The organism is Oribacterium sp. P6A1, assembly GCF_000702885.1.
In the GTDB taxonomy this organism is placed as follows: domain Bacteria; phylum Bacillota; class Clostridia; order Lachnospirales; family Lachnospiraceae; genus Oribacterium.
The window spans coordinates 193,946-216,425 of the sequence record NZ_JNKO01000005.1 but is presented as its reverse complement, the minus strand read 5'-3'; the positions used below and the strand labels follow the sequence as shown (position 1 = coordinate 216,425).

Here is a 22,480-nt window from a genome sequence, read left to right as displayed (position 1 = left end):
AATGGTGTAAAACCATTGCATTATCTTAGGAAATAAAAAAATGAAGATAGCAATGATCGGGCATAAAAGGATCCCATCCCGCGAAGGAGGGATAGAGATAGTTGTTGAGGAGCTATCCACCAGGCTGGTACAAATGGGGTATTCGGTAACAGTCTATAACCGCTCCGGAGGATATGTTTACGATAAAAATGCCGATAAGGAAAAACAAAAACTAAAAGAGTATAAAGGCATCAGGATTATAAGAGTACCAACGCCGGAGAGAAAATCTCTGAATGCGGTGGTATATTCTTTTATTGCCACTATGTTTGCATTATTTGGGAATTATGACGTGATTCATTACCATGCCGAAGGACCATGTGCATTTCTTCCTATCCCGCATTTTTTCGGTATAAGGACCATAGCCACTATACACGGACTTGACTGGCAAAGGTCAAAATGGGGGGGATTCGCCAAAAGATTCCTTAAGTTTGGAGAACGATGTGCGGCCAGATATGCTGATGAGGTTATAGTTTTGTCAGCAAACCTCCGGCAGTATTTTAAGGATACGTATAACAGGGATACAATGTATATTCCCAATGGAATCAGTAATACAGAGCTTTGTGAGCCTGATATAATTTCCGGGAAATTCGGTCTCGAAAAAAATAAATATATTCTATATCTTGGACGATTGGTGCCGGAAAAGGGGATTTTATATCTTCTTGAAGCCTATAAGCGGCTTGATACAGATATTAAGCTGGTTATAGCAGGTGGAGGCAGCCATTCAGATGAATATATTCAGGCGATAAAAGATTATGCAAAGAATGATGAACGTGTCATTATGACAGGTTTTGTACAGGGGAACATGTTGTCGGAGCTGTACAGCAACTGTTATTTGTATGTTCTTCCCAGTGATGTAGAGGGTATGCCTATAGGACTTTTGGAGGCATTGAGTTATGGCTGCAGATGTCTGGTCAGCAATATTCCGGAAAACAAGGAGACATGCATGGAATATGCTCAGTACTTCAAAAAGTCGGACGTTGATGATCTGTACAGGAAGCTTTCTGAGTGCATTGAGCACCCGGAGGCTTTCAGAAGTAATGAAGATATAATGCATTATTGCTATAGCCGGTTTAATTGGGACATTACTACCAGTTTATATATCGACGTTATCCTTAATGTATTGAGAACATCCGATAATTGAATCCGACATCGTAGCAGTAGGGAACTGGTCAATTTATGAAAATATTACTTGTTAATAAGTTTCTCCATCCAAACGGCGGATCTGAAACATATACATTCAAGCTGGGAGAGGCGCTGGCTGCAAAAGGACATGAAGTGCAGTACTTCGGAATGGAACATGAGGGCAGATGTGTCGGAAATAGGGTAAATGCATACACTTCTGATATGGATTTCCATAATGCCGGAAAATTTGAGAAGATGACATATCCTCTAAAGATCATTTATTCGAAGGAAGCCGGAAAGAAGATAAGATTTGTTCTTGAGGATTTTCAACCGGATGTTGTTCACCTTAATAATTTTAATTATCAATTGACGCCATCGATTATTCCGGAGATAAATGCATGGAAAAAAAAGACCGGGCATAAATGCAGGATTGTATATACGGCTCATGATTATCAGCTGATTTGTCCGAATCATATGTGCAACAACCCAAGTACCCATGAGAACTGTGAGAAATGTCTTGGCGGTAAGTTTATAAACTGCACCCTGGGGAAGTGTATACACGGATCTTCTGCGAGAAGCTTTATCGGTACGCTGGAAGCATATTTCTGGAATCTGAAAGGAACATACAGGTATATAGATACCATCATTTGCTGCAGCCGTTTTATGAAGAGCAAGCTTGACACAAATCCGGTTTTTGCGAAGAAAACTGTGGCGATTCACAATTTTTTGGACGAGATTCCACGAATTGAGGTTCAGAAGGAGAATTACATCCTTTACTTTGGAAGATATTCGGAGGAAAAAGGCATCAGAACCATTATTGAAGCAGCAGGAAGGATGCCTGAGGTCAGATTCGTATTCGCAGGTAAGGGACCTCTTGAATATATGTTGGATGGAATAGACAACATACATAATGTGGGTTTTAAAAGCGGAGAAGAGCTGGCGGAACTGATCCGGAAAGCAAAAGCATCCGTATATCCTTCAGAGTGGTATGAAAATTGCCCCTTCTCTGTTATGGAATCTCAGCTTTACGGGACTCCTGTGATCGGTGCCGATATAGGGGGTATTCCTGAACTTATAAGGGCCGGGGAAACCGGACTTCTGTATAAGTCCGGAGATATTGAGGCTCTTTGCAGAGCCATTCGTGAATTATGGCAGGATGATGAAAAGGTAAATAAAATGCATGAAGCATGCAGTAAGCTTAGCTTTGATACCGTAGATGAGTATCTTGAAAAGCTTATTAAGATCTATGGATCAGGAAGAAATTGAGCTGATTGGATTTGTGTCTGTATGTCAGAAATAAAAGGTGAAAAATGCCTTTACAGAGGAGATTTGATGGGAGAGAAGAAACTTAACGGAACAGTGATCATAACCTACAGATGCAACGCCCGTTGCTCTATGTGCAACAGATATAAGGCACCGAGCAAGCCTGAGGAAGAGATCTCGATTGAAACTATAAAAAAACTTCCCAGAATGTATTTTACCAACGTGACCGGTGGTGAGCCCTTTATCAGGACTGATATCAAGGATATAGTTCGTGAACTGGATAAAATATCAGACAGGATAGTTATATCTACAAATGGTTTCTTTACAGATCGCATTGTTGATCTTTGCAAAGAGTTTCCCAATGTCGGTATCCGTATCTCTATAGAAGGTCTTGAGGATACCAATAATGAAATAAGAGGTCTTGAGAATGGATTTCAAAGGGGATATCAGACCCTTAAAACCCTACGGAGTATGGGGATGAAGGATGTGGGGTTTGGCATGACGGTTCAGGACAGGAATGCTCCGGACCTGGTTCCGCTTTACAGACTATCGGATGATATGGGTATGGAATTTGCAACAGCATCTCTTCACAACAGCTTTTACTTTGTTGAAGCCAAAAATATCATCAAAGACCGTCTTATGGTTGCAGAGAACTTCGAGAAATTGATAAATGAGCTTCTTTCCAGTAATAGTCCGAAGAAGTGGTTCAGAGCATACTTTAATCATGGTCTCATAAATTATATATTTGGTCAGAAGAGGCTTTTGCCATGTGATATGTCCTTTGACACATTTTTTATCGATCCTTATGGTGATGTGATGCCTTGTAACGGAACCAGAGACAAAGAGGTTATGGGTAATCTCAATGATCAAAGCTGGGATGAGCTTTGGAATTCACCTGAAGCAGAAAAGGTTCGAAAGAAGGTCCGCAGCTGTGACAGAGACTGTTGGATGATTGGCTCAGTATCTCCTGCCATGCACAAATATATCTGGGTTCCGCTCCTGTGGATTATCTGCCACAAAGCTAAGTTCTGGACAAAGAAGAAATACAGTATGTATGAGAACAAGATCGTCCGTGACCTGGAGGCCGGAAGAGTTACCAAGGAGGAACTGGACAAGTGCAGCACCTGTGATATGTGTGCAGAAGTCAACAATGGACTCTCCGAGGCATCTCAGGAACAGCTGAAGAGCAGAACCGGAGAAGAAATCGTCGACGCAGATATTGCCGCTCAGATGAGTGATGAGTTGAATTAAAGGATTATTGACCAAATCAATGTTTATGAAATGGAGTGCAGCATGATAAAGAACAGAGATAGTGTTTTTGTGTATATATTGGCAAAAATAATAACTGCGATTCTTACTCCAATATCAAAGATCAGATACAAAGGAAAAAAAATCTGGCTTGTAGTCGAACGAGGATATGATGCCCGAGATAATGGCTATCACATGTTTCTATATCTGAGAAAACATCACCCGGAGATTGATGTGTGGTATGTAATAACACGTGATTCTGCTGACATAAACAAAATAGAGAGGGTTGGGAAAATTGCTTTTATAGGTTCAATTAATTACTGGATGTTATATATCAGTGCAGCTGTGATATTGGATGCTCATAGGATTATTTTTCCAAGTGGAAACAGACGTATCGCACAAGAGATAAAAAAATCCAATAATCAAAAAGTTATTTTTTTACAACATGGTATTATTGCGAATGCGTTACCTATGTATTATAAAGAAAGGGCTGATTTTGATCTTTTTATATGTGGTGCAAAACCGGAATATGATTTTGTTTCAAAGAACTATCATTATAACCGCGGAGAAGTGCGATATACCGGTTTGGCCAGATTTGATTCATTACATAATTTCATGATCAAAAGAAAAGTACTGATCATGCCGACATGGCGAAGGTGGTTTGCGAATCAATCGATTAATGAGTTTTCACAAAGTGAATACTATGAAAGATGGAATGGGCTTTTAAATAATCCTTTATTATCAGAAATAGCTGAAAAATATGATATAAGTATTATTTTTTATCCGCACGAGAAGATACAGAGATTTCTTGACGTTTTTTCTTCTCCAAATAAAAGAATAATAATTGCTAATAACATAGAATATGAAGTACACTCGCTGCTTAAAGAATGCGCTTTGTTAATAACAGATTATTCCAGCGTAAATTTTGACTTCGCTTATATGAATAAACCGGTATTATACTATCAATTTGATTATGAAGAAGTATTCCAAAAACACGTTGGACACGGATATTTTGACTATCGTCAAATGGGTTTTGGTGAATGCGTAGATGAAGAGACAGAACTGCTGACCTATATAGAACAGTATGTATCATACGGTTTTCAGATCAAGCAGAAATATTATGAGCGAATCAAAGGCTTTTTCCCGCTTCACGACACCAACAACTGTGAAAGAATATATCGGGAGATCATTAGTACTTTTGATTTATGATATATTTGGAGAGGGATCTCATGGATTATCAGATAAGCATTAGTGTAATAATGGCAACATATAATACAGAGATATCAGTATTGAAGGAAGCAGTTGACAGTATTCTTAATCAGACTTTTAATGATTTTGAGTTTATAATAATTGATGACGGATCGAATAATGGATCTTATGAATATTTAAGTAATATCAAAGATAATAGAGTAAGCATTATTAAAAATAAAATCAACTTAGGAATAACTAAGTCACTAAACATAGGCATTAAGAAGGCTAGGGGGAAATACATTGCAAGAATGGATGCAGATGACATTTCATTGCCTGAAAGGTTAGAAAAAGAATTTCTCTATATGGAAAACCACCACGATGTAGTTCTATGTGGTTCTCGAATGGCATCTGTAAATCGCGAGGGTCAAAAGATTGGTGACTTATATATACCTCGTTATAAAAATATGAAAGAATATCATGTTAAACTTCTTTTTAAAAACCCCGGGCCAGCTCATCCTACTGTAATGATCAGACATGAAACGCTTAGTAACAACAATATAACGTATGATGAAAGACTAATTTATGCCCAAGATTATGGGATGTGGGAAGAACTCAGTCACTATGGGAAAATTCATGTATTAAAGAAAGTTCTTCTGTATCGCCGAAAACATGAGAAACAAATATCCGTTGAAAAAAGAGATATACAGATCAAATGTGATCAAAATACTCAGAAGAAGCTATTGTCAGTTTTATTGGGTAAGGTTACAGACGAAGAGGTTATTTTTCATTATATGCATTCTACGGGATACTATCACGATGTGGTTATAACGCCAGAGGTCTTAGTTTGGTACGATCGATTGATTCAGGCGAACAAGTCTCGTCAAATATATGATCAAAGATATTTGGAAAAAAATATTGTAAATATAAAAAAACTACTTATTATTAATTCTTTTAAACCAGGTATGTCTTTGTTTGAAAAAATGAAAATAATCTTCCGTTATTTACCATTTTGTTCAGGGATAAGGATGGTTGGGGGATGTATAAAAAGGATGATGACGGAAAAAACAAAATAATCAACAGATTTATGGATATGGGATTGCTGAAATACTGGTTTAGAGGTGTGGATCAATTTGCTTCATGAGTGAATCATATTCTTTTTGTCACTTGAGGTCAGTATCCGGAATGGGTTGATTTATCCAATCCAAGATAAGACGGCCAGATTGACATCTGTAAGTCGGATTTTGTGACCTTAAAAAATAGTGTAATAGTAGAATGAAGAATTGAATTAAACAGATGATTTTAAATATGATTAAGCCGACTATTTCAGTAATTATCACAGTATATAATAGAGAAATATTTATAGAAAAATGTGTAAAAAGCATCCTGGATCAGACAGAAGTTTCGACGGAAATCATTCTGATTGATGATGGAAGCACAGACCATTCCAAGGAAATCTGTGAGTCTTTCGCTGCTTTACATGAAAATGTCAGGGTCATACGTCAGAAAAATGCTGGTCTATCAGTTGCCAGAAATACAGGTTTGGATAATGCCATCGGTGATTATATATGTTTTTTGGACGATGATGACGTCATGACTCCGGGCAGTCTAAAAGTTTTGCTTGAAGCCATGCGTAAAAATGATGTCGATATGGTGGTGGTGGATTTTGAGAAATGTAAAGAAGACGGTAGCTTCTTATGCAGCAGCCACATGCCTGATAATGTTAAAAACAGAGTTATCACTGTTGACGAATACTGGACAGCATCCTTTGATAAAAGAGGATATTTCATATTTATCGTAAGTTGGGCGAAGCTTTATAAGAAATAAATATGGGAAGGAATTCGTTTCCCCTCAGAGTTCAGATGTGCTGAAGATGAAGCTGTACTTGCTTATGTTCTTGAAAAATGTAAAGGTATATACGTGACAGATTATCTGGTGAACAGGCAGACCATGACTGGAAATAGTCTCACAAGGTCAAAGCTTAGCTTGAATACCTTGCGTTCTCCTGAATCAAAGCTTATAACTGCAGAAAAATTAATCCGCCAAAATAAATATCAATTTGCTGTGAAAAAGTGGGGGATTGCCTGTGGAGAGATAGCAAAGTACACCAAAAGGGCTAAAACTCTGGACATATTAGGTGAGGCAAAAAGGCTATATGATATATCTGTTGCGCAGGGAAGAAAACTATACAAATACTTTGATATAAATAAGAAATTGAAATTTATTGCATTCAGGATTATCTACCCCTGGTTAAAATATTTATAGTAATACATGTGAATTATATAGATCTGTATTTTGAGTTGACAAAGAGATGAATAAACGAATCGCGATTATTGTAGCATATTTTGGAAAATTGCCTAATTGTTTTATGGCATGGTGGACTTCGGCACTTTATAACCCTGAATTTGAGTTCTGGTTCTTTACAGATAACGTAAACATTAACAGTGAAGGAAACATTACTGTTAAGCATATGCCTTTTAAGGATTTTACCAACATTATTCAAAAAAACTTTGATTTTAAGATAGAATGTTCTTCTCCATATAAACTATGCGATTTCAGGCCCGCATATGGTGAGATATTTAAAGAAGACCTTAAAGGATACGATGGCTGGGGGTATTGTGATATTGATCTTGTCTATGGCAATATGCAAAAGTTTATTACCGATGAAATGATTGAAGAATATGACAAGATTTTGATTGATGGGCATACTTCGATATTTAAGAATAATGAGCATATGAACAGGTTATATCGAGTTCAGGGAGTGTATCCCGAATATAATTATCAGGAAGCATTTACAACAACAGATTCATGCTATTTCGATGAATACCGTGGAATGGAACTTAAACTGATCCGTGAAAAATGTAAGATCTATTATAATGGAAGTGTTTATATTAATGCGGAGCCAAGAAAGCCGGTATTTTATGGAAGTAACGGAAGAAGGGCGATTGGTATCTGGGAACAAGGTAATCTGTTTTCTGTCGATGATAATGGAGTCAGACATGAATTATTATATTTTCATGTTTGCAAAAGAAAAATGGATTTCATACGAGGAACAATTGAGAACCCTATAAAAAAGATGAGTATTGTTCCGGGAAAAATAATTTGTAATGATGATACACCTTTAGATAAGCTTTTTGACTATACATCAGGTGGAAGGCTGTATCGTTATTTATGGCTTGTTAAAAGGTTAAAAACTCAACTAAAGAGATACTCGATAATTAAGATTATTCAGTTAAATTCCAGAAGGAAGCAGGTTAAGGAATATCGGGATAAATTGATTGCAGAATCAAAATGAGGGAGATATTGAATTGTCCAAGATAGAAGCATCTGAAAAAATTGATTTTGTTTTAACGTGGGTGGATGGAAATGATCCGAAATGGTTAGAGGAAAAAGAAAAATATGATACTGATCAGCATGATAATTCTGCAACAGCGAATAGATTCAGAGATATGGGATTATTGAAATACTGGTTTAGAGGTGTCGAAGAATTTGCGCCATGGGTTAATCATATTTTTCTTGTAACTTGTGGACAATGTCCTGATTGGATTGATTTATCTAATCCAAGATTATCATTAGTTACTCACGATGAGTATATTCCAAAAGATATTTTGCCAACCTTTAATTCAAACGTAATTGAAATGCATTTGCATAATATTAAGGAACTCTCTGAACATTTTGTGCTTTTTAATGATGATATCTTTATCATCAAGCCAACACATCCAAAAGATTTTTTCGTTGACGGATTACCATGTGAATCGGCTCTTTTGGGTGTGATTTCTTCACAAAATATCAATGATGTTTTTCCGCATATACTCATTAATAACAATGCAATTATAAATAAGCATTTTTCAAAAAAAGAGGTATTACTGAAGAATAAGAACAAGTTTTTTTCCATTAGGTATGGTAAGGATATAATAAGAAATATAGCATTGCTGCCGTTTGTATATTTTTCTGATTTTAGAGATATGCATTTACCGGCTTCTCATCTAAAAAGTATTTTTGAAGAAGTATGGGAAGCAGAGCCTGAAGAAATGAGAAAAAGAAGTTCAAACAGATTCAGGAGTATTAATGATATAAATCATTGGCTTATCAAAGACTGGTATATATGTAAAGGGCAGTTTTTTCCCAGGTCTCCTAAATGGGGTAAAAAATTTGAACTCGGAATAGAAGATGGTGCAGGTGAATATATCAGGAATCAAACAGGAAAAACCGTATGTCTTAATGATAGTATAGATACGCTTGATTTCAGAATGATACAATCAAAACTTATAGATGCGTTTGAGTGTATTCTTCCTGACAAATCAAGTTTTGAAAAGTAATAAGTTTTGTATAAAATGGTCTCGGTGTTTTACACTGAAATTACATATTAAAACTATTTTTCAACGCGATTTCAATATAAATACTATCAAGGGTTATAAGAATATTTATGAGAATAGCAATTATTTCACATGGAGCATCCGGAGGAGGTTCCGAAAGAGTAGCCACCATTTTGGCAAACTATTTAGCTGAATGCGGAAATGAAATATATTTTCTGGCAGTACATTCAAAAGAAAGAGAATACTTTTTACGGGAAGATATCCACTATAAGTATATAGACATAGGAAGGACTATTAAACCTTTCAGATTATGTAAAAGAGCAAAAGTGCTAAAAGAGTATCTGATGGATAATAGTATTGAAACAATGGTGTCCTTTATATATTCTGAATGTCTAGGAGCATTTTGGCTGCGAAATATAAAAAAAATTTACAGTTTAAGAAATGACCCGCATAGAACGCCAAAAACCGAACTGAAAATTATTAAAATACTTTATAAGTATGCAGATGCAGTAGTGTTTCAAACTGAAGATGCAAAGGCGTATTTTGATGAAACCATCCGTAACCATGGAATAGTGATTCCTAACCCAATAAAGCCAAATCTGCCAACGTGGGATGAAAAACATTCTGAGAAGACAATAATTGCGGCGGGAAGACTTAGTAAGCAAAAGAATTTTTCCATACTATTGGAAGCTTTTGCTGCTTTTGTAAAGAAATTTCCCGACTATAAGCTTTCAATATGCGGAGAAGGGAAACTGGAGTATGAACTAAGACATAAGGCTAAAGAATTAGGAATCGAAAATAAAGTCAGTTTTGAAGGACATGTTACTGATTTGCATGAAAGAATGTCAAAAGCACAAATATATATTTCGTCTTCGGACTATGAGGGAATGTCAAATTCGATGCTGGAAGCACTTGCAATTGGCATTCCTGCTATTTGTACTGACTGTCCGGTAGGTGGTGCAAGAATGTTTATTACCGATGGAGAAAATGGTTTTCTTACTAAAGTTGGGCATGCAAATGATATGTTTAATCATATGGTTATGCTTGCGGAAAATGAAAAACTGAGAAAACAGTTTTCGGATGAATCAAAAAAAATCCGCGAGCAATTGGATGCTTCGGTAGTTTGTAAGAAATGGAAGACCATAATCGAGGGCTGTTAAGCTGACTTATAATATGACTTTTGGGAAGAAGATAAAAATACAAACAGGAAATGGTTGGAAAAACGCATGTATAGTGTATTGATCGTCATTCATGGTCTGGGCTGTGGAGGTGCTGAAAAAAGTTTGATATCCTTCTTGAATTATCTGGATAAGGATAATTGGAAGATAGATCTGCTGGTAATGAGTCCGCGTGGATTATTATATAAGGATATTCCAGAGGGTATTAAGGTAATTGAAAATGACTTTGATGTGGAAAATCTTATGACCGGGCTCAATGACAGGCGAAAGAAAATTGCCGGATTTAATGACCTTATCAGACAAATAAGATGGAATATGCATAAAACGGGGTGTGAGAGTTCCGGCCTGAAGTATGATGAGTATAAATGGAAATATTGGGGTAAATATCTTCCATGCAGAAAAAAAGAATATGATATCGCAATTTCCTATATGCACGGAATTCCCAATTATTATGTCATTGAAAAAGTTAAAGCCGGGAAAAAAATTCTATGGATACATAATGATTATCAAAAAATAGGTTTCAACAATGAATTTGAAAAAGTTTATTATGATAAGGCCGATCGAATTGTTACTATTTCCGATTCCTGTGTCAACAGCTTTTTGGAAGTGTTTCCTGAATATCAGAATAAAGTCAGAGTTTTAGAAAATATTTCATCAAAAGAGACTATTACAGCCCTTTCCGGGGAAAGTATAAATGACGTACTATGGAACAAAAGTAAGATAAGGCTTTTATCCATAGGGAGATTAAATGCTCAGAAGGGATTTGATATTGCTGTTTCCTCTGCAAAAAAGCTAAAGGAAAGAGGATATGATTTTGTCTGGTATATTCTGGGTGCCGGCGGCCTTAGAGCCGAACTTGAAAGTTTAATAGCAGAATATGGATTAGAGGATGTTGTTAAATTACCCGGTATTATAATGAACCCATATCCATACATTGCCTCATGCACCTTTTTTGTACAGTCTTCAAGATTTGAGGGGAAATCTATAGCTCTTGATGAAGCAAAAATATTATGTAAACCGATTCTTGTAACAAATTATGCAACCGTCAAAAGCTCCATAGCAGATGGTGTTAATGGGAAAATCGTAGAAATTAACGAAGATTCGGTTGCAGATGGATTACAATATATGCTTGAGAATCCGGATTTTTGTTCATTATTAGCACAACAGCTTTCGAGAGAATCCAATAGTAATGAACGAGAGATTGAAAAATATATTGCCCTTATACAGGATGTCATGGAGGAATAAACTTCAATCCGGTTTAAATGTAAGGAGAACTTATGCAATATCTGCAATTTAGTATAATTGTACCAATATACAATGTTAAAGAATATTTAAACAGGTGTATTGAGTCATTATTATCACAGAATAGAGATGATTATGAAATAATTCTGGTTGATGATGGATCCACAGATGGTTGTTCTGAAATGGCGGATCTTTTTGCAGAAAAGAACCCCGTTATCTCATGTATTCATAAAGAAAATGGAGGATTGTCCAGTGCAAGGAATAAAGGGCTGGAATTTGCCAAAGGTGAGTACATTCTCTTTGTAGATTCAGATGATTGGATAGAGAACAATGCTTTATCAGTTTTAGCTGATAGTATTAAGGGGGTAAAACCGGATGTTGTAAAATTCTCGTACACAAGAATGCCTCAGGGCATAAAAAAAGTATCAACCGTTGCACCCGGTATTTATAGCAAAGAGGACATACATAATGTACTATTACCACTAGCCATCGAGAAAACAAACAATTTTATCTTTTCTGCCTGGAGTTATTTGTATAAAAGAGAACTATTGAAAGCGAAATCGCTGGTATTTGTTTCTGAACGTCTTATTGGAAGCGAGGATTACCTTTTTAATACTGAGGTTTTCTTTAATGCGAATAATATGTTGGTCATAGATGATGCTCTGTATTTTTACAATTATAGGCTCGGAAGTTTAACCGGCAGATATCGTCCGGATCTTATAACTCAATATCAGAATTTGGTTAAGGAATTATGCCTTTTTTTTAAAAACTCAAACGCTTTTGATAAGTATGAGAAATATATTTATAAATCTTATGTATGGAGATGTTATTCTACTTGTATTGCCAATGAAATGATTATAACAAAAGACCATTCATTTTGGAAAGGATTATATAATTGTAAACGATTGTTTTCGTCAAGGCAATTTAGAAAGGCAATAAAAAGAGTAGATTACAGCAATGAACCAAGGATGATACAGTTACGATATAAGCTTATGAAAGCAAATATTATTTTTCCATTAGTATATATACAGTATAAATCTACAAAGAGAATTCAAAAGGAAAAATGTATATATGGTTGATGAAATATATATTCCAATTAAAATCAAATCAATATTGTTCTATTTTGCATTTTTTTGCTTAACGATTTATACAGTTATGGAATCGTCAACGACTTCTTTGAGTTTCATGCCTAAAATCCGAGTGTATTCACTATGGACTGCAGCATTGTGCTGTTCAGGCTTGCTCAATGAGGTATTTTCATACATTGATACAGATAAATATGGCTTTTGTATTTTTTCATCTGTCTTGTTTATAGCATCGATTATTTTTGGCTGGATTTTTGGAGGTAAGGTAGGTAGCAGCGGAGGCGTTATCAGAATGAGTGTATATATCGTTGAAATTCTTATTCTGATGATTGTTGCAAAAAAGGAAAACAGAACAAAGTATTGTGTTCGTATTCTTTTTATGTTCTGCATTATTATGTGTTTTATTAATGATTTTGTGGATATTACCGGTTTGATTTCTTTCACCAAATCAAGATATAGTATTTTAAAGAAGTATGTTATAGGTACTAAATTTGATGTTGTATATTTACATTTGAACACTGTGACATTATTAACAACAAATGAAATATTGGAGAATAGATTTGACAAAAAAAGAGTATGCTTGACTTATATTGCTTTAGCGGCCGTGCTTGCCATATCAGTTTATGTTGATTGCAGTACAGGGGTGATAGGATCTGTTGTGTTTGCTGCATTGTTTTCTTTGTTACAATATGGAAATGATGGCGTAAAAAAATTTCTTTACAGCAAGTATACGTTTATGATTACTTTATTGGCTGCCGCTTTTATTTTGTTAATATTACAAGCAATAGTAAATCTGCCTGTTGTGACTAACTTTATTGTTAACACACTAAAACGAGATGTAACCCTTACAGGAAGATTGATTATTTTTATGTTGTTTATTCCAACAATGAACGGTCATTGGTTTTGGGGATATGGACTGGGGAAAGCTTATTCTGTTTCAATGAGTAATTTTGGCGCAGCAGATGCACAGAACCTTGTTTTACAATGGGTTCTTCAGATTGGTGTTGTGCCTATAACCGCTATGCTGTTGTGGATTATGAGTTATTTCTCAAGAATTGACAAATGTAACAACAAATCTGTGATTTTACCAATTGTGGTATTATTATATACATATGTATTACTGGGAATTGGTGAGATCACATTAAATTACAATTTTTTTATGTTTCTTTTTTTGCTTTCCTGCATATCCAATTATTCACAAATAACAGAGTGTATATAAAATGAAGATTGAAAGAACAAAAAATGCCACTAAAGGGATCCTTACCGGACTGATACTCAGAACACATCAAACAGTTGTTCCTTTCATTATGAGAACAATAATGATTTATTTTCTCGGAGTTCAGTATCTTGGTCTGAACAGCTTGTTTACATCTATATTATCGGTCCTCAATCTTGCTGAGCTAGGTGTTGGTAATGCTATGGTATTTAGCATGTACAAACCTATTAGCGAAGATAATACTGAAGAGATCTGTGCTTTGATGAGACTTTACAAGATATATTACAGGATTATTGGTGCTGTTATTGGCGGTATTGGTCTTATACTTTTACCGTTTATCAGATCACTAATAAAAGGGGATGTCCCAAATGACATTAATGTATATATACTTTACTCAATGAACCTTTGTTCAACAGTATTGAGTTATTGGTTATTTGCATATAAGAATTGTTTATTGCAGGCACATCAGAGGGTAGACATCATCAGCCTGATCTCGTTGGTCGCTACCACTGTTAAAGCAATTCTTCAAATAATCGTAATTGTGTATTTTAAAAACTATTATTTATATGTTTTAATGCATATCTTAGGTAGGGTCGTTAATAATATTTTTATATCGTTTTATGTATCACGAAAGTTCCCAAATTATGAAGCCAAGGGCAAATTGGAAAAGAAACAGGTCAAAGACATAAACTGCAGAATAAGAGACCTGTTTACTTCAAAAGTCGGAGGAGTAGTATTGAATTCTGCTGATACTATCGTAATATCTTCATTTTTGGGATTGACTGCTTTGGCTGTATATCAAAACTATTTTTATTTAATCACTGCAATTATAGGGATAGTTCAGATTATTTTTACATCCATGATGGCTGGGTTGGGTAATAGCTTTGTCGTAGATACTAAAGAAAAAATATTTAAGGATTGTAAGAAAATAACATTTCTGTTCCATTGGCTTATCGGATTTTGCACAAATTGTTTCTTGTGCTTATTACAGCCTTTTATAAAAATATGGGTTGGTGAAGAGTTAATGCTCAGTATGTCGTTCGTAGTGATTCTTTGCTTTTATTTTTATTTTTATGAAATAAACAGATTGCTTAATGTATATAAAGATTCAGCCGGGTTATGGCATGAGGATAGATTTAGACCGTTAACTGCAGCAATTGTAAATTTGGTATTAAATTTAATTTTAGTGAATTACTGGGGACTGTATGGGGTGCTTTTATCTACAGTCTTTTCAATATTATTTGTTGAAATGCCCTGGCTGATTCATAACTTATTTAGTGTATTTTTTGATCATGAATACAGAAATGAATATTTATTAAAATTGATAAAATATTTCGTCACTACTGTTTTTTGTGCAGCAGTTACATTTACTGTGTGCAGCTTTATTAATGTCAAAAACGATTGGATGGTGTTATTTTTAAGACTGTTGATTTGTATGGTTTTGCCTAATATAATATTCGGTCTGCTATTTTTTAAAACCCGGGAATTCAAAATGGGAAAAGAATTATTGTTAAGGGCTTTTGCGAATTTAAAACCCAAAATGTGAAATATTAAATTTATCAGCTTTAGGCGCTATCGTGGAGAATTTAAAATGAATGTAATCGTCTATGATTTTCCTGAAAGAAAAAATGATATATTTGCTGAACGCATTATTGAAACCACAGGGGAAAGCTGGGAAGTATTAGGATTACCTAAGGGTGAAAATGAACTGTTGTTTATTTGGAAATTGTTTATTCATCGTAAAAAATACGATAAGATTGTGTTTTGGCAGCAGAGACAGGGGATATTTTATGCAAATTTCTGCGAGTTATTCCATGTAAAAAAAGGACCTAAAGTTTTCATTCTTACTTTTATATATAAGCCGCTGCAAGGTATCAAAGGAAAGCTTAAATATATTCTTTATAATAAAACTGTGCATTCAAAACATGTTATGAGAATAATATGCTATTCAAAGTATGAGGTGAAATACTATGGTGACATGTTTAGTGCTCCAAAAGGAAAGATCGTTTCAACATTATTAGGTCTTGGGGACCAACGCTATAGAAATGGTGATCATCAGGTACATAATGAAGGTTATATTCTGGATGCAGGCAGAAGCAACAGGGACCATGCTTTTTTAGAGGATGCTCTGAAAAACACAGATTATAAAGCGATCATTGCCGACCGGACATATAACGGAGAGGGAAATGATAATTGCGAAATCAGGCATGATGTCAAATATGGAGAAGATCTTTATAAGTTGATAGAAAAAAGCTTCGTGGTAATTGTACCACTGAAGGATGTAAATATATCTGCCGGACAGACAGTGTTTATACAGGCAATGATGTTTGCTAAACCAATTATTGTTACTTCGTCAAAAACAATAGATGAATATATTTGTAATGGACAAAATGGATTCATAATTGAAAAAGAAAAGGATAGTCTGTTGAAGTGTTTAGATGTCTTATCAAACAACACTGAATTATATAATGAAATGTGCCTTAAATCCCGTATTTTTTTTGAAGAAAAGTATTCTTTTGAGGCTTTGGGCACAAATACCGGAAAAATAATTGTTAATTCCTTATCTATGTGATCCATAAAGTCATAGTATGGTATAAATGTCATAAGTCTATTCCCACTTATGCCTGTATAAAAGTGGGAGAGAGACTTCTTGACATTCACATTATGTTATTCTCTGTAAATCGATAATCAATAGAAGAATACTTATCCGGACAATATAATGCTTTAGTATTATTAATACTATTATTTGAAGCATTTATAACCGTATCAGAAGTTTTTGACACGTTTATAAATCCAGTTGTCAGTTCTAAATCATTTGTGTTTTTATCAATATAAACTTTCTTTTTTGATACATTTTTTAAAGTTATAAAGGATTCATATGAGGCATTTTCAGCTCCATAAACTTTGTTTGATGAAACATGAAGCGTGCTGTCGGTTACATTGTCATCTATGAATTGAATTATTTCATATGCTTTATATTTGTCAATGTTATTATTATCAATTGTGAATGTATTATTCTTTACGTCAAATGTTGACTTACCTTGCAGGTCCAGAAACTTTATGAGACGAGTGCTCTTTCCTTCAATTGTAAAAGTATTATTCTTGATAATGGAATTTGGAAAAGCTCCATAGTGGAATGCTATTATATTATCATTTACTATACGTCCGTCATACTTAAAATCGGAATCATTGATTGTAATGTTTGCAAACTTTCCGTTCCAAAAGGCAATTGCTTCATCAGTAACAGATGTATAGAAACTGCATTTCGAGATATTAATGTTGTTGAAAACATTCGGGGACGTTTTACTGATACCCGAAACCCATAAACATCCGCCTATAAAATGATCGGTACCTGAGAAATGATTTCCTGATTCATTAACAAATGTGGATTTTGTGACTGTCAATGAACTTAATGAATCTGATTTGATCCAAAACAGATCTGATGGAGTAAAAGCAGATTCAGGTAAATTATCTGAATAGAAGCAGCAATTCTTCACAGTACATTTACGTACATTTTGCAGATACACAAGACATGTTTGCCTGCCATATCTTACGCTTTCTTCTCCGGGAGTATAATAAAATCTGATATTATTAAAAGAAAGATTTATTTCATGCTCATTCGGGTCTGTGGTGAATATTCCAAAAAAATCAGTTGAAAAATCTGGTGTGACATAAAAAGAGGTCTGATCTGTACCATAATAATCTATAGATGCAAGGTAGATGCTTTTATCGACATAATATGAACCACTGTTAAATCTGATTCCTGATACTTTATGGTTTATGGCCTTCAACACAGAGTTTAAAGGCCTGGAAATAATAGTATCCGGCTGTATGCCAAAACAGGCTACATTCAATATTGATGATTTTTCAAATAGCAGATTTGCATATAATCCATTATCTAAGGCTATGGACATATTAGTGTCTATAGAAAATAAAGGTTTGGAACTGATTACATACTTTGCTCCGCCAAAGTCATCTGTTGTAGTAAATCCTTTGGTAGAAACCAGATTTCCGGATTTGACTGAAGCGCTTTTTAGTTCTTCTATATTTGAATAAGTGGCTTTATAGTCCCTTGGTCCGGCTTGTACATCCATGACGTTACAGGAAAGAATACCAACGAAAAGCAGACATAGTGTCAAAAAAAATAGATACGTTACCTTGCCATACCTGCTATTACTGTTCATAAACGATAAGATTCCTCCTGATTAAAAATAATATATACTTACTTTGATATTTAATTCTATAATAATTTCCGGACTTTGTAAAAGCCGGATATTGATTGAAAACCATATGAGAACAAAACAGCTTTAGTGACTATCCTGAAATGAGCTTTATCTCAGGCTTTCCTGAAATGTATTAATTCTTAGGATATACAGTTAAGGCCAATAGTGTTAAAATTAAGTTAATTTTCTATCTGTTTAAGAAATATAAGGGAAGAAAAATGTTTAAAAATGAACTAGAAATCGATGTATTCAGATGCATCAGGACATTAATTGCGAAAATTTGGTTTATTGCTATTATCACAGTTCTCTTTTTTATAATAGGGCTGGGACTGACACTTGATGTTGGCAGGGACAAATATACGTCTGTAGCTACTGTTTATGCTGCGGCAGATGGTTCTTACACAGATGCATCAAATGCGGTTACAGTAATGAATGCATATCTTGATGTGGCTACATCATATAAGGTGAGTCAGAGAGCGGCTTTGCTTCTTGGACGTAATGATATAGATGCCCAGGATGTACGTAAGGCCTTGACAGCAGCTTCTTCAGCCAAAAGCGGTGGATCATCTGTTACAAATTTTATGACAAATTCAGCTACAATCATAACATTGTATGCTACAACGGATGATCCGGAACTGTCCAGAGAAATGGCAGATGCTGCTGCAGAATCATATATTATTGAAATGTCTAATATTCTCAAGTCTGACGCAGTTAAAAGTCTGGATAATGCAGAAAGAGGAGAACTGTCTCATAATGCAGAAATTGAAGCATGGAAAAAGAGAATAACATTCATGCTCATTGGGTTTGCTCTATCCTGTTTGATAGTAGTTTCCTGCGAGGTATTTGACAGAAAGGTCAGAACAGTCAGAGAGGCAACGATACGGGGGCAGATTCCCGTAATTGGTGTTATTCCGGATTACAAAGAATAAATCAGGAGATTTAAACATTGGAAAAATTACCTATTTATAAGAATGAAAACTTCGTACTGAACGATGCTTTTGATCAGGCGGTTATGAATTTGCATATTATAAAAAAGCAGAAAGGCTATAAAAGCTTTGTTATCTGCGGATGCGAGGCAGGTGATGGCACCACAACTGTAGCCATAACCCTTGCTGCTGCTATTGCCGATTCCGGATGGAAAACAGTTCTCATAGACGGTGATATGAGAAAGAAGAATGGTTTTAAACGGTTAAATGAAAATGCATCCCTTGGTCTTTCGGATTATCTCATGGGGAAAACTTCTTTGGATAAGGTTATGTATGAAACCACGACAGATAATCTTTCATATATACCCTGTGGTGAGCAGATTGATAACCCTGTCCGACTCCTGTGCGCAGGGAAAATGAATGAAGTCAGAGATGAACTTGCAGGGAGTTTTGACTACATCATATATGATATGCCTGCAGTAAATGCTGCCATGGATGCAAAAGTAATGGCGGTAAATGTCGATGCGGCTATTTTAGTATCATCCATAGGTAAGACTTCAAAAAAGGGGCTGGTTGAGGCTGCCAATGCACTTACAGAGGTTAAGGCAAACCTTATTGGAACAATTATCAATAAGACGGATATGGAACAGTATGTTGCAACTCATGCAGACTATGACTATTTCCAAAACGAGAGATATGCCGGAAAGATCAGGAAGCAAAAAAGCTAAGGGGTAATGGGTTCTATGAACAAAACCAAAACACTTATTAATATTTGCATCAGCTGTATGATGGTGATGCTTTTTATTTTCAACTATAGCGGTGTGTCATATGCTGAGGAAAGTAAAACATTATCCTTTAATTCGGTGGTTGAAGTTGAAAGCTATAGCCTTGAGGAGGAGTATCTTGAGGCCGGTAAGGATGCTACAGTTTTGCTGGTTCTGCACAATGTCAATGTCGACTCGGCGGCAAAAAATATCATTTTGAGTGTTTCAAGTAATTCCGGGCTGATATATCCCTTGTATGGAAATGACAATCAGTTCTTTATAGGCACACTGGAGGCTGACGGTAGAACCACAGTAAAAATACCGCTTTCCGTCAGTTCCAGACTGATTGATGATTATGTTGAATTCAATTGCAGCATCACTTATGAGAACAATGGTACCAGAGTCTCAAATTCATCATCATTGATATTACCGATTCGGAATAATGATACCGTCTCAGTCAGTTCGGTTGATGTCAGCGCACAAGCCAAAGTAAACAGTAAATCCTTGCTTAGCATAGTTTACGCAAATACCGGAACGAACAGTATAAATGATGCAACAGTTTTCGTTAAAGGCAATGTAAGCGAAGAAAGTAAAAAGATCAATCTTGATTCAATTGCTGCCGGAAAATCATACGCAAAAGATTTTAGCATAGTATTTACAGAGTCCGGTGAGCAGAAAATTTCCATCCTGCTTTCCTATACCGGAATTTATGGAGAGCATGTTGAATCGGAACTTGGAGATTATATTGTAAATGTAAGCGAGGAAAAAGAGTCATGGATTCCCCGATCAACTGAAAGAGGATCTTTTCGAATGCTTGGAAGGGTGATTTCTCTGATGGCTTTTGTCATGGCGTCCATGATAATCTTTCTTTATATAAAAAAGAGGTAAAAGAATAAATACAGGATTATAATCTTAAATATAGTCAAAGAGTGCATATTTTAAGAGCTGCTATTACAGACTCGATGACTTTTGTATCCCGGAGTCAGTACGTAAGTACATTCGGCTCCAAGTACTAAATAATCACAAGGGGGATTATGTATGGAAGGGTTATTGGCTTTTATTACTGCGGTCTGCAGCAGAATCCAGACTGTATCTGATTTGTTCTGGGACTTCCCGACAAACTTTGAATGGTATTCCGGCATTCCGGTCCTGGGAAATTTTTCCCTGGCTATCATTCTGCTCATTGGTTCGGGTATCTATTTCTCGGCTAATCTGAGATTCATTCAGCTTAGAAAGTTTAAGTACGGAATTCAGGTGCTGAAAAACAGCAAAGCAAAAACAGGCATCACACCGCTGGCTTCATTTTTCCTTTCAACAGCTATGCGTGTTGGTCCGGGAAATATCCTTGGCGTAACAGGTGCGGTATCTGTGGGAGGACCCGGAGCGCTCCTCTGGATGTGGATATCGGCATTCTTCGGTATGGCCACAGCCTTTGTTGAGTCAACATTATCCCAGATCTTCAAAGAGAAAAAGAACGATGAGTATCTGGGCGGCATGTCCTTCTACGGAAGAAGACTGCTTAGAAACTCTGCTCTAGTTGGTGTTATTCTTTCCATTATGTACATCATATATGCCATACTCTGTTTCCCTGCACAGGGCTTTAATACGGTATCGGCCATGGGACAGATAGCAAGCATCATAAGCGGCACAGAGCTTCCCACAACACATGCGGTATATTGGGTAGGATTTGCGGCAGTTATCATTTGTACCTGTGCGGTATCCTTTGGCGGTACAAAGAAGATCTCCAGGGTTACAGATGTACTTGTTCCGATAATGGCTATAGTTTATGTCATTACGGTAGTTCTTCTTGTGCTCATTAATTTTTCAAGAATCCCATGGTTTTTCTATGCTATCTTCACAGAGGCATTTAAACCTGAGGCTGTATTCGGAGGCGCCTTCGGAACAGCTCTTATGCAGGGTGTAAAGAGGGGCCTCATGTCCAATGAAGCAGGTCAGGGCACCATCACCATGCCGGCAGCTGCATCAGATGCCGCACATCCGTGTGATCAGGGCTGCGTTCAGGCCATCGGTGTTTTCCTGGATACTATAGTTATCTGTACTCTTACCGGATTTGTAGTTATTATGGGCCGCGCTTGGCTTACGGAGAACGGCGCTGCATGGATGGAGCTCGGAAAGCTTCCTAAGTACCTTGCATCCGTTGAGGAGCTGACTCCGGGAACCGGTTTTAACAGTGTAGTGACACTGCTTGTTTCACTTTGTTTCGGACTTTTTGCTTTCACATGCCTCCTTGGATTCATGTCCTTCTCCGAGATATGTGCAAACAGAATAAGCCGCAGCAGAGTTTTTATCAATGCCATAAGACTTATAGACATTGCAGTTATCTGTTTCGGAATGCTTACATCCATCGTTGGACTGGATCTGGGAGCACTTTGGGATCTCTCGGATTTCGCCAATATACTGATCGCATACTGCAACATTCCGCTTTTATACATTGGATTTAAGTATGTAAAGAAGGCGCAGGAGCATTTTGAAAAGAATGATGGTACACCTTTTACATCACAGGTAATAGGAATCGATGTTCCTGTATGGGATGAAAAAGCAGCGGAAGCAACTGACAAAAGCATTTCTGCATAAATAAAAACATTTGGAATTCCGCTGATGAAGGATTCCTGACAGTATAAAAACTCCCTTCGGCACCAGATGCTGAAG

At 36.0% G+C, this 22,480-nt stretch carries 20 protein-coding genes; 19 read left to right on the top strand and 1 reads right to left on the bottom strand.

Annotated elements, in window-relative coordinates:
* Positions 1 to 40: 40 nt before the first annotated feature.
* From T515_RS05550 to T515_RS05480, 15 genes are all read left to right on the top strand, one after another.
* A complete protein-coding gene (locus tag T515_RS05550; RefSeq protein ID WP_036608556.1) occupies positions 41 to 1,180 on the top strand; it encodes a glycosyltransferase family 4 protein in 1,140 nt (379 codons plus the stop codon).
* Positions 1,181 to 1,215: 35 nt separating this feature from the next.
* Positions 1,216 to 2,427, top strand: a complete 1,212-nt coding sequence (locus T515_RS17940; protein ID WP_036608555.1) for a glycosyltransferase family 4 protein — start codon at positions 1,216 to 1,218, stop codon at positions 2,425 to 2,427.
* A gap of 66 nt (positions 2,428 to 2,493) precedes the next feature.
* Complete coding sequence (locus T515_RS17935; RefSeq protein WP_036608662.1) at positions 2,494 to 3,675, top strand: radical SAM protein; 1,182 nt, start codon at positions 2,494 to 2,496, stop codon at positions 3,673 to 3,675.
* 42 nt (positions 3,676 to 3,717) lie between these two features.
* Positions 3,718 to 4,881: a CDP-glycerol glycerophosphotransferase family protein gene (locus tag T515_RS05535; RefSeq protein ID WP_036608554.1), complete on the top strand. Its 1,164-nt coding sequence runs from the start codon at positions 3,718 to 3,720 to the stop codon at positions 4,879 to 4,881.
* A 20-nt stretch (positions 4,882 to 4,901) separates the two neighbouring features.
* Positions 4,902 to 5,936, top strand: a complete 1,035-nt coding sequence (locus tag T515_RS16445; RefSeq protein ID WP_051671468.1) for a glycosyltransferase family 2 protein — start codon at positions 4,902 to 4,904, stop codon at positions 5,934 to 5,936.
* Between the two features lie 232 nt (positions 5,937 to 6,168).
* On the top strand, positions 6,169 to 6,687 hold the full coding sequence (locus T515_RS05525; RefSeq protein WP_051671467.1) for a glycosyltransferase family 2 protein: 519 nt from the start codon (positions 6,169 to 6,171) through the stop codon (positions 6,685 to 6,687).
* 123 nt (positions 6,688 to 6,810) lie between these two features.
* Entirely contained in the window at positions 6,811 to 7,125 is a 315-nt protein-coding gene (locus T515_RS05520; protein WP_036608552.1) for a hypothetical protein, read from the top strand.
* Positions 7,126 to 7,171: 46 nt separating this feature from the next.
* Positions 7,172 to 8,155: a DUF6625 family protein gene (locus T515_RS16440; RefSeq protein WP_051671466.1), complete on the top strand. Its 984-nt coding sequence runs from the start codon at positions 7,172 to 7,174 to the stop codon at positions 8,153 to 8,155.
* Between the two features lie 13 nt (positions 8,156 to 8,168).
* Positions 8,169 to 9,179, top strand: coding sequence for a stealth family protein (locus T515_RS05510; protein ID WP_197026396.1), 1,011 nt, complete (start codon positions 8,169 to 8,171; stop codon positions 9,177 to 9,179).
* A gap of 107 nt (positions 9,180 to 9,286) precedes the next feature.
* Complete coding sequence (locus tag T515_RS05505; protein ID WP_051671464.1) at positions 9,287 to 10,336, top strand: glycosyltransferase; 1,050 nt, start codon at positions 9,287 to 9,289, stop codon at positions 10,334 to 10,336.
* Between the two features lie 66 nt (positions 10,337 to 10,402).
* Positions 10,403 to 11,599, top strand: a complete 1,197-nt coding sequence (locus T515_RS05500; RefSeq protein ID WP_051671463.1) for a glycosyltransferase — start codon at positions 10,403 to 10,405, stop codon at positions 11,597 to 11,599.
* 32 nt (positions 11,600 to 11,631) lie between these two features.
* The gene (locus T515_RS05495; protein WP_036608550.1) at positions 11,632 to 12,675 is read left to right on the top strand and encodes a glycosyltransferase family 2 protein; all 1,044 of its coding nucleotides are present in this window, start codon (positions 11,632 to 11,634) and stop codon (positions 12,673 to 12,675) included.
* Positions 12,668 to 13,900, top strand: a complete 1,233-nt coding sequence (locus T515_RS05490) for an O-antigen ligase family protein (protein WP_036608548.1) — start codon at positions 12,668 to 12,670, stop codon at positions 13,898 to 13,900. The genes T515_RS05495 and T515_RS05490 overlap by 8 nt, the downstream gene beginning before the upstream one ends.
* A gap of 1 nt (position 13,901) precedes the next feature.
* On the top strand, positions 13,902 to 15,443 hold the full coding sequence (locus T515_RS05485; RefSeq protein ID WP_036608546.1) for an oligosaccharide flippase family protein: 1,542 nt from the start codon (positions 13,902 to 13,904) through the stop codon (positions 15,441 to 15,443).
* A gap of 45 nt (positions 15,444 to 15,488) precedes the next feature.
* Complete coding sequence (locus T515_RS05480) at positions 15,489 to 16,469, top strand: glycosyltransferase (RefSeq protein ID WP_036608544.1); 981 nt, start codon at positions 15,489 to 15,491, stop codon at positions 16,467 to 16,469.
* Positions 16,470 to 16,554: 85 nt separating this feature from the next.
* Here the strand turns inward: T515_RS05480 and T515_RS05475 are convergent, their stop codons facing one another.
* A complete protein-coding gene (locus T515_RS05475) occupies positions 16,555 to 18,081 on the bottom strand; it encodes a hypothetical protein (RefSeq protein WP_036608541.1) in 1,527 nt (508 codons plus the stop codon).
* Between the two features lie 257 nt (positions 18,082 to 18,338).
* Between T515_RS05475 and T515_RS05470 the strand changes: the two genes are divergently transcribed.
* From T515_RS05470 to T515_RS05455, 4 genes are all read left to right on the top strand, one after another.
* Entirely contained in the window at positions 18,339 to 19,049 is a 711-nt protein-coding gene (locus T515_RS05470) for a Wzz/FepE/Etk N-terminal domain-containing protein (protein ID WP_036608538.1), read from the top strand.
* A 17-nt stretch (positions 19,050 to 19,066) separates the two neighbouring features.
* Complete coding sequence (locus T515_RS05465; RefSeq protein WP_051671462.1) at positions 19,067 to 19,774, top strand: CpsD/CapB family tyrosine-protein kinase; 708 nt, start codon at positions 19,067 to 19,069, stop codon at positions 19,772 to 19,774.
* Positions 19,775 to 19,789: 15 nt separating this feature from the next.
* Entirely contained in the window at positions 19,790 to 20,698 is a 909-nt protein-coding gene (locus T515_RS05460; protein WP_155988280.1) for a hypothetical protein, read from the top strand.
* A 150-nt stretch (positions 20,699 to 20,848) separates the two neighbouring features.
* Entirely contained in the window at positions 20,849 to 22,405 is a 1,557-nt protein-coding gene (locus tag T515_RS05455) for an alanine/glycine:cation symporter family protein (protein ID WP_036608532.1), read from the top strand.
* The last annotated feature ends 75 nt before the right edge of the window (positions 22,406 to 22,480 follow it).

Coding starts and splice junctions, on each gene's coding strand:
- T515_RS05550 (WP_036608556.1), top strand. CDS start 41: ATGAAGATAGCAATGATCGGGCATAAAAGGATCCCATCCCGCGAAGGA.
- T515_RS17940 (WP_036608555.1), top strand. CDS start 1,216: ATGAAAATATTACTTGTTAATAAGTTTCTCCATCCAAACGGCGGATCT.
- T515_RS17935 (WP_036608662.1), top strand. CDS start 2,494: ATGGGAGAGAAGAAACTTAACGGAACAGTGATCATAACCTACAGATGC.
- T515_RS05535 (WP_036608554.1), top strand. CDS start 3,718: ATGATAAAGAACAGAGATAGTGTTTTTGTGTATATATTGGCAAAAATA.
- T515_RS16445 (WP_051671468.1), top strand. CDS start 4,902: ATGGATTATCAGATAAGCATTAGTGTAATAATGGCAACATATAATACA.
- T515_RS05525 (WP_051671467.1), top strand. CDS start 6,169: ATGATTAAGCCGACTATTTCAGTAATTATCACAGTATATAATAGAGAA.
- T515_RS05520 (WP_036608552.1), top strand. CDS start 6,811: ATGACTGGAAATAGTCTCACAAGGTCAAAGCTTAGCTTGAATACCTTG.
- T515_RS16440 (WP_051671466.1), top strand. CDS start 7,172: ATGAATAAACGAATCGCGATTATTGTAGCATATTTTGGAAAATTGCCT.
- T515_RS05505 (WP_051671464.1), top strand. CDS start 9,287: ATGAGAATAGCAATTATTTCACATGGAGCATCCGGAGGAGGTTCCGAA.
- T515_RS05500 (WP_051671463.1), top strand. CDS start 10,403: ATGTATAGTGTATTGATCGTCATTCATGGTCTGGGCTGTGGAGGTGCT.
- T515_RS05495 (WP_036608550.1), top strand. CDS start 11,632: ATGCAATATCTGCAATTTAGTATAATTGTACCAATATACAATGTTAAA.
- T515_RS05490 (WP_036608548.1), top strand. CDS start 12,668: ATGGTTGATGAAATATATATTCCAATTAAAATCAAATCAATATTGTTC.
- T515_RS05485 (WP_036608546.1), top strand. CDS start 13,902: ATGAAGATTGAAAGAACAAAAAATGCCACTAAAGGGATCCTTACCGGA.
- T515_RS05480 (WP_036608544.1), top strand. CDS start 15,489: ATGAATGTAATCGTCTATGATTTTCCTGAAAGAAAAAATGATATATTT.
- T515_RS05475 (WP_036608541.1), bottom strand. CDS start 18,081: ATGAACAGTAATAGCAGGTATGGCAAGGTAACGTATCTATTTTTTTTG.
- T515_RS05470 (WP_036608538.1), top strand. CDS start 18,339: ATGTTTAAAAATGAACTAGAAATCGATGTATTCAGATGCATCAGGACA.
- T515_RS05460 (WP_155988280.1), top strand. CDS start 19,790: ATGAACAAAACCAAAACACTTATTAATATTTGCATCAGCTGTATGATG.
- T515_RS05455 (WP_036608532.1), top strand. CDS start 20,849: ATGGAAGGGTTATTGGCTTTTATTACTGCGGTCTGCAGCAGAATCCAG.